This is a genomic window from Rhodococcus sp. Chr-9 (assembly GCF_000801125.1).
Lineage (GTDB): Bacteria > Actinomycetota > Actinomycetes > Mycobacteriales > Mycobacteriaceae > Rhodococcus > Rhodococcus pyridinivorans.
Genome location: NZ_JTIZ01000028.1, coordinates 1 through 15,317 on the forward strand (window position 1 = coordinate 1; position 15,317 = coordinate 15,317).

12 protein-coding genes and 1 pseudogene are annotated in these 15,317 nt (G+C 66.3%); 4 read left to right on the forward strand and 9 right to left on the reverse strand.

From position 1 onward, the window contains the following. Positions 1-182: 182 nt before the first annotated feature. The 7 genes from QR64_RS03210 to QR64_RS03240 form a co-directional block, all read right to left on the reverse strand. Positions 183-545, reverse strand: a complete 363-nt coding sequence (locus QR64_RS03210) for a hypothetical protein (RefSeq protein ID WP_039584065.1) — start codon at positions 543-545, stop codon at positions 183-185. A gap of 24 nt (positions 546-569) precedes the next feature. Next, positions 570-1,157: a DUF3558 domain-containing protein gene (locus QR64_RS03215; protein WP_039584067.1), complete on the reverse strand. Its 588-nt coding sequence runs from the start codon at positions 1,155-1,157 to the stop codon at positions 570-572. 329 nt (positions 1,158-1,486) lie between these two features. Further along, the gene (locus QR64_RS03220) at positions 1,487-1,846 is read right to left on the reverse strand and encodes a hypothetical protein (protein WP_039584076.1); all 360 of its coding nucleotides are present in this window, start codon (positions 1,844-1,846) and stop codon (positions 1,487-1,489) included. 26 nt (positions 1,847-1,872) lie between these two features. Then, positions 1,873-2,463: a DUF3558 domain-containing protein gene (locus QR64_RS03225; RefSeq protein WP_039584068.1), complete on the reverse strand. Its 591-nt coding sequence runs from the start codon at positions 2,461-2,463 to the stop codon at positions 1,873-1,875. Between the two features lie 85 nt (positions 2,464-2,548). Next, positions 2,549-2,908, reverse strand: coding sequence for a hypothetical protein (locus QR64_RS03230; RefSeq protein WP_039584077.1), 360 nt, complete (start codon positions 2,906-2,908; stop codon positions 2,549-2,551). A gap of 11 nt (positions 2,909-2,919) precedes the next feature. Beyond that, entirely contained in the window at positions 2,920-3,507 is a 588-nt protein-coding gene (locus QR64_RS03235) for a DUF3558 domain-containing protein (protein WP_006554872.1), read from the reverse strand. A 55-nt stretch (positions 3,508-3,562) separates the two neighbouring features. Next, a complete protein-coding gene (locus QR64_RS03240) occupies positions 3,563-4,561 on the reverse strand; it encodes an alpha/beta fold hydrolase (protein WP_039584069.1) in 999 nt (332 codons plus the stop codon). Between the two features lie 53 nt (positions 4,562-4,614). Between QR64_RS03240 and QR64_RS03245 the strand changes: the two genes are divergently transcribed. Both QR64_RS03245 and QR64_RS03250 read left to right on the forward strand, forming a co-directional pair. Further along, entirely contained in the window at positions 4,615-5,178 is a 564-nt protein-coding gene (locus tag QR64_RS03245; RefSeq protein WP_039584070.1) for a TetR/AcrR family transcriptional regulator, read from the forward strand. A gap of 79 nt (positions 5,179-5,257) precedes the next feature. After that, positions 5,258-8,056, forward strand: a complete 2,799-nt coding sequence (locus tag QR64_RS03250; RefSeq protein WP_039584072.1) for an aconitate hydratase — start codon at positions 5,258-5,260, stop codon at positions 8,054-8,056. A gap of 24 nt (positions 8,057-8,080) precedes the next feature. On the opposite strand, the gene QR64_RS03255 is transcribed toward QR64_RS03250, so the two are convergent. Then, positions 8,081-8,992: a LysR family transcriptional regulator gene (locus tag QR64_RS03255; protein ID WP_024103548.1), complete on the reverse strand. Its 912-nt coding sequence runs from the start codon at positions 8,990-8,992 to the stop codon at positions 8,081-8,083. A gap of 175 nt (positions 8,993-9,167) precedes the next feature. Here QR64_RS03255 and QR64_RS03260 point away from each other — a divergent pair, with 175 nt between their 5' ends. Further along, positions 9,168-10,373 carry a glutamate dehydrogenase gene (locus tag QR64_RS03260; RefSeq protein WP_052227176.1) on the forward strand — a complete coding sequence of 402 codons (1,206 nt, stop codon included), beginning with the start codon at positions 9,168-9,170 and terminating at the stop codon, positions 10,371-10,373. A gap of 168 nt (positions 10,374-10,541) precedes the next feature. Next, complete coding sequence (locus QR64_RS03265) at positions 10,542-14,930, forward strand: AAA domain-containing protein (protein ID WP_052227177.1); 4,389 nt, start codon at positions 10,542-10,544, stop codon at positions 14,928-14,930. Between the two features lie 90 nt (positions 14,931-15,020). Here QR64_RS03265 and QR64_RS03270 read toward each other — a convergent pair. Then, positions 15,021-15,317: pseudogene (locus QR64_RS03270) on the reverse strand (choloylglycine hydrolase); the annotation flags it as partial.

The following is a 15,317-nucleotide window of genomic DNA, read 5'->3' on the forward strand; positions in this document are numbered from 1 at the left end:
CCCGCGCTGATTGCCAGGTGTCTCACGAACATCCTGACAACCAGCGCGTAACCGTAGCGAATGACGAACCTGCGAGCGGATGGAAGCCGAATCAGCTGTTCCCCTTGCCTATTCGGTCCCGATCGATTGTCGGCCGACACCAACACAACTGCTCGAACGCGCGAAATGGTCAAAGGTGCACGTTATTGCGCGCTCTGATGACCATTTCCCGCTCCGCTGTCGGGGTCGGTGGTGGCGAGTTGGCGGGCCCAATCGGATTCGGTGTCGAGAAAGGCTTCCCCGCCGGTTGCGAAGGCGTCGCGGAGTTGGGTGAGGGCGTCGATGAACTGCTGCATGCGTTCGCTCGCTGATTGTGGCGTTCCAGCACCTTTGCGGCGATATCCCGCAGCAAGTTGTTTGGCGGACTCGAAATCCCCGAATCCACGTGCGTCGTAGAGGCCGTCGGCGAGTGTCTTGGACTCTCGGAGTTCGTCGAGCATCACCTCGCAGATTCGAAGTATCTCGGCGACCACAGCCGGTTCCAGCCGTACGAAGGGCGACGACATGCTGTCTCCTGACGATCCGACAGTTCAATCAGTGACGTATGGCTCGATCGAAGACACCAACTCCTCGAAGTCGGTGCACCACTCTTCGATCGGCGGACCCCCGGGGTAATCCGGGTGGTAAAGCCTGTTTAAGATGACAGCCCCGAAGCTCGTCTGCAACAGGTAGCTGCAAGTGAGGCTTCGATCGGGATCGACCCTCACCGCAGCAGGGCGACCGTTGATGGTCGTCGGTGTCGCTCCGGTCGGATTCTCCGCAAGCTGCTCGTCAAGAGACACGTTTCCCGACAACAAGGTGAGGTCGTAGCGAGCCAGCACCCCCGGGATCTTGACGGTGCCTTTGTATCGGCACCCCAGGTAGGTGTACGTCCCCATCGGCATGTCCGCGACTTCCTTCTTCCCCGCGTCGTACCCGGCCGCGTGCATGACGTCGTCGGGGATGTCGTAGCAGGGGTCGAAGGTGACGGGGGGTCTGCCGGAGTCGTCGGTGATGCGCGGGGTCCGGGTGGCCGACGTGGAAGCCTCGTCGCTCGTGGCCGGCTCCGCCGAACCCGGACTGCACGCCGTCGCCACTACCGCCAGTGCTGCGAGCGCGACTGTTCCCCACCTACCCATGCGACCCCCCGATCGATTTGTCGGCAGACGCTAACACAACGGATCGGCCCAGCACTCCGGAGCGCGAACTAGTCACAAGAGCGCGCTGACGCGCGCTCCGATGACCGTTTCCCGCTCCGCGCGCCCGTAGGCATCTGCTGGTGGTCTGATTCACAGGGTCGGATTGATTGTGACCGCAATCGCAGATACTGTCTGCACCATTCCGAATAGCCAACGGGCGAGTGGATGGAAGTCGCATCGGTTGTTCCCCTTGCCCATTCGACCCCGATCGAATGCCGGCCGGACGCCGACACAACCGATCGAGCGCGCGAAGTGGTCAGAGGCGCGCGTTATTGCGCGCTCTGATGACCGTTTCCCGCTCCGCTGTCGGGGTCGGCGATGGCGAGTTGGCGGGCCCAGTCGGATTCGGTGTCGAGGAAGGCTTCTCCGCCGGTTGCGAAGGCGTCGCGAAGTTGGGTGAGTACTTCTATGAACTGCTCGACGCGTTCTCTTGCTGACTCAGGTGTGCCTGCGGCTTTGCGACGATAGCCTGCGGCGAGTTGCTGAGCGGAGTCGAAGTCGCCGAAACCATGAGGATTACCCAACAGCGACGTAATTTCCAATGCTTCCCGGAACTCGAGCAGCATCACTTCACAGATCCTGACGATTTCTTCAACAACGTGCGGTTCGAGCCGCGTGAAGTCGGTCATCAATCCCACTCGTTCCTTCTGCTCGGTCATGCACCGACGAATGGCTCAATTCTCTCGACGAATTGATCGAGGCCAGCACACCACTCGTCCACAGGTACAGGCCCGGCGTGGTCCTTGTGGTAAAGCCGATTGAACAGGATGATTCCGAAGTCGGCTTCGAGGACGTAGGTGCATTCGTCGTTGCCGTTCGCTCCGACTTCCCGTAAGGCGCGGCGTCCATTGATGGTGGTTGTGGTTGAAACAACGCCGTTTTTCTCGAGTTCTTCTTCGAGGGTCACGTTGCCCGCCAGGATGATCAGCCCGTAGCGAGCAAGTGCTCCAGGAATATGGATGGTTCCGGCGTAGCGGCAACCGAGGAAGGTGTGCGACCCCATGGGCATGTCCGCCATCTTCTTCTCACTCGCGTCGTACCCGGCCGCGTTCATGACGTCGTCGGGTATGTCGTAGCAGGGGTCGAAGGTGACTGGTGGTCGGCCGGAGTCGTCGGTGATGCGCGGGGTTCGGGTTGTCGTGGTGGCAGTTTCGTCGCCTACAGCGACATCATCAGCTGAACCCGGACTGCACGCCGTCCCCATGACAGCCAGTGCTGCGAGCGCAACGATGCCCCACCTGCCCATGCGACCCCCCGATCGATTGTCGGGCAGACGCTAACACAACCGTCCCGGGCACTGCTCCGGAGCGCGAAATGGTCAGAGGTGCGCGTTATTGCGCGCCCTGATGACCGTTTCCCGCTCCGCTGTCGGGGTCGGTGGCGGCGAGTTGGCGGGCCCAGTCGGATTCGGTGTCGAGGAAGGCTGCTCCGCCGGTGGCGAAGGCGTCGCGGAGCTGGATGAGTGCGTCGATGAATTGCTCGACACGCTCCTTCGCTGATTCCGGAGTGCCTGCAGCCTTCCGTCGGTACCCCGCCGCGAGCTGCTGTGCTGAGTCGAAGTCGCCGAAACCTTCGGTTCTGGTAAGCCATTCTGCGGTCGTTCGCGCGTCTTCGAACTCCGTGAGCATTGTGTTGCATATCCTCACGAGTTCGTCGATGACGCTGGGTTCGAGCCTGGTGGAACTCGACATGACCACCCTCTTCAGTTCGCGATGTGCGGTTCGATCGAGCCGACGAACTCCTCCATGCCCGCGCACCATTCGCTCTGGGGCGCCGGCCCTGGATGGTCTGTGTTGTACAGCCTTGTGACGAAGACCACGCCGAAGTCCGTTTGGAGTACATAAGTGCATGCATCCCGGTTTTCGGGATCCACCTCGAGTAGCGCGGATCGGCCGTTGATGGTCGCGCTGGTTGCTACATGCCCGTTCTTCTTCAACTCCTCGTCGAGGCTGACGTTTCCCGACAAGATGTTCAGGCTGTACCCCCGCCTGACTCCGGGGACAAGATCTTCCTTCTTGTATGTGCAACCGAGGAAGGTATGCGTCCCCATCGGCATGTCCGCGACTTCCTTCTTCGCCGCGTCGTACCCAGCTGCGTTCATGACGTCGTCGGGGATGTCGTAGCAGGGGTCGAAGGTGACGGGCGGTCGACCGGAGTCGTCGGTGATGCGCGGGGTGCGGGTGGTCGACGTCGTCGTCTCGTCTCCTGTGGCATCGTCCGCGGCGCTCGGACTGCAGGCCGTCGCGACTGCCGCGACTGCTGCGAGCGTGACGATTCCCCACCTGCCCATGCGACCCCCCGATCGATTGTCGGGCAGACGCTAACACAACCGCTCCGCTACCGCGTCAGCCCTGCTCGACCCCGCGCCAGAACTCGGGTAGTTCCGAGTTCAGTCGATCCTTTGCCTGCATGGGGAGCGAGTGCGTCGTGTCGGGAAAGACCAGAACCTCGGCATCAGCGAGTTGCCGTGCTCGATCGGCTGCTTTCTCGCTTCCGACGAGTGAATCACGCTCCGCGATAGCGACATAGGTGGGCATAACCAAAGCCGCAAGCTCGTCGTCGCTCAGGGGCGACGGGGTCGGTAGTGCGGCGGAGAAATGCTCCGAACCCTCCGAGATCATCGTCGCCATGGCGTCATCGGAGTCATAGTCGTCGACACCCCCGACCTTCGCGAGTGCCGTGTCCCGCCAATCGGTCGGAAGGCCCGGCAGTGTCGACACCGACGCCCAGAACAACATTCGGGCAGGGGGATAACCGAAGGTGAACACAGGCTCGAGCAGCGTCAGCGACCGGACTTTCTCGGGGAACTGCTTCGCGTAGGACGCTGCGCTCGCCCCGCCGAAGGAATGTCCGACGACATGAGCGGTCTCCACTCCGAGACCTGAGAGCGTGTCGTCGATCCACAGCGCCTGGTCGTCCGTGGAGGTCAGAGGTGCCGCCTGGACGGACAAGCCTGCGTCGCCGAGAGCATCGAACGCGAGAACGCGGTGCTCGGGGAGGAAGCCCGGAAGGTTCTCGCCCCACATCGGCACACCCGACGCGCGGCCCGGGACGAGAACGACGGGCACCGAGTCGACCGTCCGAGGCGACGTCCATTCGTAGACGCGGACCGTGCCGAACCGAGTAGGAACGTCATGAACTGCAGAAGGTGGCGGCAGCGCAGACATCGCTCTCTCGTAGGCAGCGACGTAACCGGCCCGACCGGAATCACTGCGGAAGTGGCCGACTCCCGGCGCGCCGAAGAAGAACTGATAGGCGGCGACCAGGCCGACGACTGCGAGTATCGCGACCAGCGCCGTGCCGGCGCGTCGAATGAATCTGTTCGATCGAGTGCGCTGGGTCATCGGGAGCCTCTGATCGTCGACGTTGCAATATGTTCATATTGTATCGTGGGATCATGCCGAGAGTCGTCGACCATGCGCAACGCCGTAGGGAGATCGTGTACGCGCTGTGGGCGGTCATCCACGAGCGAGGAATCGACGGCGTGACCTTCCAGGCGGTGGCGGCCGCCGGGGGAGTGTCGATCGGCCGTATCCAGCACTACTTCGATTCCAAGGAACACCTCATCCGTACGGGCGCCGAATTCATGGTCGCCGAGGCCGAAAAACGCTACGAACGAGCAGAATCCGATCCGCAGGCAGCGCTCGTCGCGCTTCTCGCTCAACCAGTCCCGACGGACGAAGCCGGACGTCTCGGGGTGTCCGTCTGGTATGCCTACCTCGCCAAGTCCGCGAGCGACCACTGGATCCGTGCGTTCCTGGAAGAGTCGACAAAAGGCACAACAGAGGAGGCCCGGCGACTCCTCGAAGAACTGGGCATGCCACCCGACAAGGCGCGAACGGAAGCCCTACGCCTCGTCGCACTCGGCAACGGCATCACACAGGCCGTCCTGGTCGGCGTCACGGAACCGCCCGACGGCATCGCTCTCATCACCGACGAGGTCGCACGCACCACCAGCTGAACCCATGTGATTGCCGCACGGCGGAACGGGCTACCCATTCGGGTAACCACCGGAAACATCGCAGTCGGGAGGCACGTTCATGAGTGACGACAGTTTCGGCACGCGCGACACCCTGGAGGTCGACGACACCGACTATCGCATCTATCGCATCGACAAGGTCCCGGGCTCGGAGCGATTGCCCTACAGTCTCAAGGTCCTGCTGGAGAACCTGCTGCGCACCGAGGACGGGCGACTGGTCACCCGGGAGCAGATCGAGGCCGTCGCGGGTTGGGATCCGAAGTCGACGCACAACCCGGAGATCCAGTTCTCCCCGGCACGCGTTCTCATGCAGGACTTCACCGGCGTGCCGTGCGTTGTGGACCTCGTCGCGATGCGCGACGCCATGACCCAGCAGGGCGGCGACCCGAAGCGCATCAACCCGCTGATCCCCACCGAACTGGTCATCGACCATTCGGTGATCGCCGACGTCTTCGGCACCGAGGACGCCTTTCGGATCAACACCGACCTCGAGTTCCAGCGCAACCGCGAGCGCTACGAGCTGCTGCGCTGGGCGCAGGGAGCGTTCGACGACTTCAAGGTGGTCCCGCCCGGCACCGGCATCTGCCATCAGGTGAACCTCGAGTACCTGGCCCGCGTCGTCTTCACGCGGGAGGACGAGGACGGCGGGCTCGTCGCCTATCCCGACTCGCTCGTCGGCACCGACTCGCACACCCCCATGATCAACGGCCTCGGTGTCGTCGGCTGGGGTGTCGGCGGCATCGAAGCCGAGGCGGCGATGCTGGGCCAGCCGGCGTCGATGTTGATCCCGCAGGTCGTCGGCTTCAAGCTCACCGGCGAACTGCAGGAGGGCACCACGGCGACCGACCTCGTGCTCACCGTCGCCGAGATGCTCCGCAAGACAGGCGTGGTCGGCAAGTTCGTCGAGTTCTTCGGTCCCGGTGTCGCCAACGTGCCGCTCGCCAACCGCGCGACCATCGGCAACATGAGCCCCGAGTACGGCTCGACGATCTCGATCTTCCCGATCGACGACGCGACCCTCGACTACCTGCGTCTCACCGGTCGCGACGAGGGGCAGATCCGCCTCGTCGAGGCGTATGCGAAAGAACAGGGTCTGTGGCACGACCCCGATCGCGAACCCGACTACAGCGAGGTCGTCGAACTGGATCTGTCGAAGGTGCGACCGTCCGTCGCCGGCCCGAAGCGACCGCAGGACCGCATCCCCGTCGCCCTCGCACCGAAGGCCGTGACCTCGCTGCTCAACGGTGAGGAAGTGCCCGACGTCGTCTCCCGCGTCCAGGACTCGGGTGTCGACGAGGGCGTGCTCGAATCATTCCCTGCCAGCGACCCGGTGTCGGTGCGCAGCGAGGACTCCCGCGACGAGCCGCGCGACCCGGTGCCCGACGACGCCGACACCTCGGCGCCGCCGTCGAAGAAGGTCCCGGTGCGGGTCGGGGACGGTGACGAGTTCGAACTCGACAACGGACACGTGGTGATCGCGGCGATCACATCGTGCACGAACACGTCGAACCCGTCGGTGATGATCGGTGCGGCGCTGCTCGCCAAGAAGGCCGTGGAGAAGGGGCTGCGGAGCAAGCCGTGGGTGAAGACCACGCTGGCTCCGGGGTCGCGGATCGTCACCGACTACTACGAACGTTCGGGTCTGACGCCCTATCTCGACAAGCTCGGCTTCAACCTCGTCGGTTACGGCTGCACGACCTGCATCGGCAATTCCGGCCCGCTTCCCGACGAGATCGCGGCCGCGATCGACGAGCACGACGTCAACGTCTCGGCCGTGCTGTCGGGCAACCGCAACTTCGAGGGACGCATCCATCCGCAGACGAAGATGAATTTCCTCGCGTCGCCGCCGCTGGTGATCGCGTATGCGCTGGCCGGGTCGATGCTCGTCGACCTCTTCAATGACCCGCTCGGCACCGACAGTGAGGGCAACGAGGTCTACCTGCGCGACATCTGGCCCACGACGCAGGAGATCCAGGAGGTCATCGACGACGCGGTGCGCGCGGAGATGTTCGAGACCGGTTACCAGGACGTCTACACCGGTGACGAGACGTGGCGGAACCTCGACGTGCCCGACAGCGAGGTGTTCGAATGGAAGGACGAGTCGACCTACGTGCGACGTCCTCCCTACTTCGAGGACATGTCGTCGGAACCCGAGCCGCTGCGCGACATCGAGGGCGCGCGGGTACTCGCGCTGCTCGGCGACTCCGTGACCACCGACCACATCTCGCCGGCCGGTGCGATCCGACGCGACAGCCCCGCGGGTCGCTACCTGCAGGAGCACGGCGTCGAGCAGGCCGACTTCAACTCCTACGGGTCGCGACGCGGCAACCACGAGGTGATGATCCGCGGCACCTTCGCCAACATCCGACTGCGCAACCAACTGGTGCCGGACGTCGAGGGTGGCGTCACCCGCTATCTGCCGACCGACGAGCAGATGAGTATCTACGACGCCGCGCAGAAGTACGCGGAGGGCGGCACACCGCTGGTCGTGCTCGCGGGCGCGGAGTACGGGTCGGGCTCGTCGCGTGACTGGGCGGCCAAGGGCACGTTGCTGTTGGGGGTGCGCGCGGTGATCGCGCAGTCGTACGAGCGCATCCACCGCTCCAACCTCATCGGTATGGGCGTGCTGCCGTTGCAGTTCCCGGAGGGCGAGTCGGCGCAGAGCCTCGGCCTGACGGGGGAGGAGGAATTCACCATCACCGGTCTGGCGGACAGCGACGAGATCCCCGAGACCGTGCACGTGAAGGCGGGGGACACAGAGTTCGACGCGACGGTGCGCATCGACACCCCCGCCGAGGCCGAGTACTTCCAGCACGGCGGAATCCTGAAGTACGTGCTGCGTAAGCAGCTCGCGCAGTAGGCAGCGACAGACGGGGGCTCGTGGCTACTGCGCCGCGAGCCCCCGTTCCGCTGCGGCGGTGCGCACCGCGTCGATCACGAGGCGCAGCGGCGGCCGTTCCGACGCGACCCCGCGATGCGCGATGGAGATCGTGCGCACGAGCGGTTCGGTCAGCGCCACCACCTCGACCCCGGGTGAGCTCAACGTCAGCCCGAGATCGGAGACGAGCGTGACACCCAGCCCCGCGGCGACCATCGCCAGCGCCGTCGCCTGCTCACCGACCTCGTGGTTGATCCTCGGCTCGAACCCCGCACGTTGACACGCGAGGCTCACCGCGCGGCCGAAGTGCGAGTTCGGGCCGGCCAATACCCACGGATGCTCGGCGAGGTCGGCGAGTGCGATGGTGCCCGCCGGCACCGTCCCGGGCGGCACCGCGGCGTGCAGTCGCTCGACCGCGATCACCACCTTGGTCAGCTCCGGATCCCACAACATCGGGTAGCCGGAGTATTCGATGACGAACGAGAAGTCCAGCGATCCGTCACGGACGGCGCCGGCGGTCTCCTCGGGGGCGAGCTCTCGCGTGCGGACCTCGATGCCGGGATGCTCGGTGGCCAGCAATGCCAGCGCGCTGGGGATCAGAGTGGATGCGACGGAGGCCCATACCCCGGCGGTCAGGCGCGCGGTGACCCCGTCGCGGGTCTGTTCGAGCGCGGTCGTCGCGCGCTCCACCGACTGCAGGATCTCCTCGGCGTGTTCGGCGAGCAGCACGCCCGCCTCCGTCAACTGGACCCGACGTCCCCTTCGCTCGAAAAGCGTTGCGCCGACGTCCCGTTCGAGTTGGGTGAGCTGTTGCGAGACAGCCGAGGTGGTGTAATGCAGGGCGAGTGCGGCGGCCGTGACGGTGCCTCGGCGATGCAGTTCTCGAAGCATCCGTAACCGGCGCAGGGACAACTCCATGCCGTCAGCGTAGGGCGCGCCCGGGGACCTGCAACCGCTGTGAGCTCGCGTTGTGTAGAAATCGTGAACTCCGACCTTCGAGTTTCGTAACTGGACGCCCCGCGCCGCCCCCGGGCACGCTGGCGTCACCGGCCGAATCGACGTAGCGACGGCTCTGACGAACGGGGGACCGCATATGACCACCATGGCAACACGCGTCGACGCGGTGGACACCCGCAGGGACGAACCCTTCCTGCGTCTCACCTGGACGGACCCGATGACAGGTGCGCACGGCTATCTCGTCGTCCACACCCTGGTGGGCGATCTGGCGACCGGTGGCACCCGCATGCGGGCCGGGTGCACGATGTCGGAGGTCGAGGACCTGGCGCGCGGCATGGCCGCGAAGACCGCGGTGTTCGACCTGCCGGTGGGCGGCGCGAAGGGCGGGATCGACTTCGACCCGAAGGACCCCCGTGCCGTCGATGTGCTGCAGCGCTTCTGCCAGGCGATGCGTCCCTGGTTGAACGCGCACTGGGTCACCGCCGAGGACCTGGGCGTTCCCCAGCACCTCCTCGACGAGGTCTTCGAGCGGCTGGGACTGCACCAGTCCTTCCACGCCGCGATCAACCGTGCGGCAGACCCGGCGATCACCTTGGAACGGGTACGCACCTCCCTGAACGCGCCGGTCTACGGCGGCTTCCTGCTGGGTGACGTGATCGGTGGTTACGGCGTCGCGCAGGCCTGCATCGCCACCGCGAACGCATACCGCTGGGCACCGGTCGAGACCACCGTCGCGATCCAGGGAATCGGCACGATGGGTGGCGGCGCCGCCTGGTATCTGCACGAAGCGGGCATGCGCGTGACCGCCGTCGCCGATGCCGCAGGAACACTGTATTGCGCTGACGGACTGGACATCCCGGCACTGCTCGACCTCCGCGACGAGTACGGGGAGATCGACCGCTCCCGCGTCCCGTCGCACGTCGAGCAACTGCCCCGCGACGCGGTGATCGGCATTCCCGCCCACATCTTCGTCCCCGCCGCCATCTCCTACGCCATCACCGCGGAGAACGTCGGCCGGGTCGCCGGGCGGGTCGTCATCGAGGCCGCGAACTCCGCGACGACGCCCGACGCCGAAGCCGTGCTCACCGGCCGCGGCATCCCGGTGATCCCGGACTTCGTGGCCAACGCCGGCGCGGTCGCGTGGGCATGGTGGGTGCTCCTCGGGTGGGTCGGGACCGATCCGGACGATTCCTTCCAGCGTCTGCGCACCGAGATGATCACCAAGATCACGCTGCTGGTCGAGCGGTGGGCGCTCGATCATGTGCCGCCGCGGCAGACGGCACGGGAGCTCGGCACGACCAACCACGCTCCGAGCGCCTCGCGCACGATCACCATCCCTTGACACGTCGACCTCGCTCATTCCTGCAGGTCAGCATCTTGACGGCGAGACTCGGCGGAAATGGCGGCGCGCGTCGTCCGGGTCCGGAAACGCGCATGTCGACCAAGACTTCTAAGGTGGACATACCCGTCTCCGTCGACGGGCGGAAGGACGTCCGCAAGGGTGAGTGGAGTGCGAGTGGGGTCAGACGAGCGCGAACCCGAATTGAGGGATCGCGTGCAGCGCCTGCTTGCCTTCCTGGCCGAGCTCGTCAAGGCCCGCAGCGCGCCCGTCCGCGTCGTCGACAAACACCGCGCCGTGATGTCCCTCGAGGAGGGAAACATCAGGGCTGGTCTGCGGGCTCATGCCGCGTCGGGCGACATCGTCCTGCGTGCGCGTCGCGCCCAGCTCGAGGACCCGCCGCGCCCGTCCGCCGAGGTCGCGAAGTTCGTGCACGGCGACATCACGGATTCCGCCGTCGAGCCCGAACTCGACCCGCTGGCCATCGGCATCGACGGTGCCGACGCCTGGCTGACCGACTGGCGGACGTGGGCGGTCGTCGATCGTGAACGGCAGGCCGCCTCGCATCTGTACAGCTTCCTGCAGCGAGCGATGCTCGACCTCGAGGACCAGCCGGAATCGCTGGAGCTCGTCGTCGCGTCGGGTCTGCTGCACCTCTCCGAGGGCGTGGCGGGCGCGCGGGTCCACACGCACCTGATCACGCAGACCGCGCTTATCGAGCGAGAGGGCGACTCCGGTGACCTCGTGGTCCGGTTGAGTCCCAGCGCCGGACCGTCGCTCGAGGACGTCCAGCTCCTCACCGGACTGGAGGTCTTCGACCCCACGAGTGTCCGCGAACTGCACGACGCGCTCGTTACCCAGGTCGCGTCGCCCCTCGACCCCGCAGCCCGCGCGTTCCTGAAGAGCTGGGCCGAGCGTGCGCTCACCGTGCCGGTCGACGTCGTCGATCGTGCGGACGAAGCGTCGTCGTCGGATGCGTTCGTGACGCCGTCGCCGGTGCTCGTGCTGCGCAAGCGCGGCGCCCACGCACTCATCGAGTACTACAGCCGCATGACCGAGGCGGCCGCCGACGAGTCGAACCCGGTGCCGCTCGGGCTGGCGCAGCTCGTCGAAGCGATCGAACCGGCCGACCGCGTCGCATGGCTCGACCGCATCGGCACGCCCTCGACCGAGTTCACCGGCGAGCAGTTGCTGCCGCTGCCCGCGAACGAGGAACAGCGCGACATCATCGACCGGCTCGCCGGCGACAGCGGTGTCGTGGTGGAGGGACCTCCGGGTACGGGCAAGACCCACACCATCGCCAACATCGTCGCGGCGCTGCTCGCGCGCGGACAGCGTGTGCTGGTCACCAGTGAGAAGGCGCAGGCGCTGCGTGTGCTCCGGGAGAAGCTCCCGTCCGAGCTGCAGGAACTGTGCGTGGCCGTCACCGACCCGGTGCGCGGCGGCACCGTGGAACTCACCCGCAGTGTCAGCGAAATCGCCATCCGCAAGGCGCAATTCAACGTTCGGCGCGCGCAGGAACGCATCGACGAGCTCACCACGCACCGCAACGACGCCCTCGACCGTCGCGCGACGCTGATGGAACAGATCCGGCAGGCGCGCGCAGAGGAGACCGAGGTCCACGCCGATGTCGCCGCCGGCTACGAGGGAACGGCCGCGTCGATCGTCCGGCGGGTCCGCGCGAACGAGACCAAGTACGCGTGGTTGCCCGCGCCTCTGCTCACCGACACCTCGCTGCTGACGGTCGACGAACTCGTCACCCTCCACTCGCTGCATCAGCGGTCGAGCGTCGAGCGGGCGCGCCGTCGCCAGCAGCGCTTCCCCGAACTGTCCCTGCCCACCCAGAGAGAACTGCAGTACGCGTGCGCCGCCGTCTCCCAGGCGTCGAGCGGCACGACCAACGGTGAGACGCAGGGATTGCTGCGGATCCTCGAGGGCGCGTCGCTCGAAGCACTCGGCCGTATCCGCGACCTGTGCGAGCAGTTGCAGGGTGCCCTCGAGGACGCGGACCGGCTCGACGCGCGGATCCGGCGCGTCGCCGACGACGTCCTGTCGGGCCGCGCCCAGCACCTGTGGGGGAAGACCGCCGAGCTCGCCAGGCTCGTACAGGCCGCGCAGGAGGCCGACCGGATCGTCGGTGCCAGCTCGGTGGACACCTCCGTGACGGGACGTCAGGCCTTCGAGGCGTACGACGCGCTCGCCCGCAAGCTCGAGGCCGGCGACACGTGGCGCAGCGGATTCAGCCGGTTCCGGCGCAGCGACGAGCAGTCCGCCGTCGAGGCGCTCGGTGAGATCGCGACCGTCGAGGGCGTCGCCGCGACCACCGCCCAGACGGCACGCATCGTCGCCGAACACCTTCGTGCGCTCGAGGCGATCCGGGTCGCGCGGGTGGTCCTCCGCGACCTCGGCATCGACATCGAACTGGACGAGTCGCGCAGCCGCGCGGTCGGCACCCTCGCGTTCCTCGACCGCGACCGTGCCATCGTCGACAATCTCGCGGCCCGCGTGCACGACGTCGAAACGGCACTGCGCGAGGTTCATCCGGGGGCGCCGCGGATCACGAGCATCGAGCAGGCGCGGGCCACCGCCGAGTCGGCACGGACCATCGCCGCCGCGGGCACCGCGGAAGCGAGCAAGAACTGGCTCGAATCCATCGGCATGTACGTGCGGAGCCAGATCTCCGGGGGAGCGTCGCCCGAAGGACGCGCGCTGGCCCGTGCCTTCCACGACGCCGACTTCGACGCCATCAACGCGGCCCTGGATGCGTGGGACCGGGCGGCGGGGGAGCAGCGTGAGGAACTGGAACTCGTCTCCCTCCACGCGCGCCTGACCACCGCAGCACCCGCACTCGCTCAGGCCCTCGCGGAGAATCCGTTGAGCCTGGCCTGGCCGGTTCGTCTCGCCGACATCGACGAGGCGTGGGCGTGGCGACGCGCCGACGAATGGGTGCGACGCTTCCACGAGCGCAGCGACGACGGACAGTTCGAACGCGACCTCGACGCACTCGAGAAGGACATCGCGCGACTCACGACCGAACTCGTCGAGGAGAAGGCATGGAGCGCGTGTCTCGACCGCACCACGGCCGAGCAGGTGCAGGCGCTCCATTCGTACCGCGATCACATCGCGAGCATCGGTAAGGGCACCGGCCGCTACGCGGAGCGCTATCGGGCCGCGGCACGCGAGGCCATGCAGGTCGCGCAGGGGGCGGTGCCGGCCTGGGTGATGCCGCTGCAGCAGGTGCTGGCTTCGATTCCGCCCGAACAGAATTCGTTCGACGTCGTCATCGTCGACGAAGCGAGCCAGACCGACATCAGCAGCCTGTTCCTGTTGTGGCTGGCGCCGCGCGTGATCGTCGTCGGCGACGACAAGCAATGTGCACCGAGCGCGGTGTCGCTCGGTGCGCTCGACGGGGTGTTCAGCCGCCTCGATTCGTATCTGCCCGACATCCCGAACTACCTGCGCGACAGCTTCACTCCGCGGTCGAGTCTGTTCTCGTTGCTACGGTCGAGGTTCGGCAGCATCGTCCGGTTGCGCGAGCACTTCCGGTCGATGCCGGAGATCATCGCGTGGTCCAGCGACCAGTTCTACGCCGACGACCCGCTGGTTCCCATGCGGCAGTACGGCTCCGATCGTCTGCAACCGTTGCGCACCACGCTCGTCGAGGACGGGGCCGTCACCGGCCAGAACTCGACGCTGACGAACTACGCCGAGGCACATGCCCTCGTCGACACGCTCGTGAAGTGCGTCGAGGATCCCGCCTACGACGGTAAGACCTTCGGTGTGGTGGTGCTGCAGGGGCAGTTGCAGGTCGACATCATCCAGAACGAACTGCTGGACCGGCTCACCCCGGAGCAGTGGGAGGAACGCAGGCTCCGCGTCGGCACGCCCCCGGACTTCCAGGGCGACGAACGGAACGTGGTGTTCCTGTCGATGGTCGTCGCGCCCGAACAGAACATCGCGGCGTTGACCCGGACCGAACACCAGCGACGCTTCAACGTTGCGGCCTCGCGTGCCCAGGACCAGCTGTGGCTGTTCCACTCGAGGACAATCGACACGCTGCGTCGCACCGACCTGCGGTACTCGCTGCTCACCCACATGCGGACGACGTCCCCGCGGCCGGCCGAGCCGATGCCCGACGGCGTGACGCGCGACGAGCGGCACGAGGCATTCGACAGCCTCTTCCAGCAGGACGTCTTCCTCGACGTCGCCGCTCGCGGCTATCACGTGAACCCGCGGGTCGAGGTGAACGGTCACTTCATCGATCTGGTCGTGACCGGGGCGGCTGGCAAGCTGGCAGTTGCCTGTGACGACGAACAGTGGCACACCAGCCCCGAACGGCAGAGCGCCGATCTGGAGCGGGAGCGCGAACTGCACCGCAGCGGTTGGAAGTTCTGGCGGGTCCGGGAATCGGAGTACTACCTCGACCCGGTCGCAGCCCTGTCAGGACTCTGGGAGGAGCTGGAGCGTCGCGGAATCACGCCGGGCCGGGTGGATGCAACGGTCGTCGACGACACCGTGGATGCGGGTACACGAACGATGACGGGGATCGACGACTACTGAGACGACTCGGCCGCCCCAGCGTTCGCGGTGGCCATCGGATGGAGAAAGATCCCCGAAGGCAAGGCATCCGGGGATCTTCCATGTGCAGATCTATGACGGCATCGCGATGAACGTCAGCGGATCCGACTTCTCGAATCGGCCGCAGACATTGCCCGCGAGGCCACCTTCGAGTGCCGTGTCGCCCAGGAGATCGAGCTTGCCCGCCGGTACGCCCTCCGAGAGGTCGAGATCGCTCAGGTCGACCCACACGATGTTGGGGCGCGTCGTCGACTCGAACACGTAGCGCTTCTCGGCGAGGTCGGCCACCGTCTGCCAGATCGTCTGCGAGGCATACGGTTTTCCGGCTCTTCGCACTTGGTAGGGGCGGGTGTCGATCGACCCCGTTGC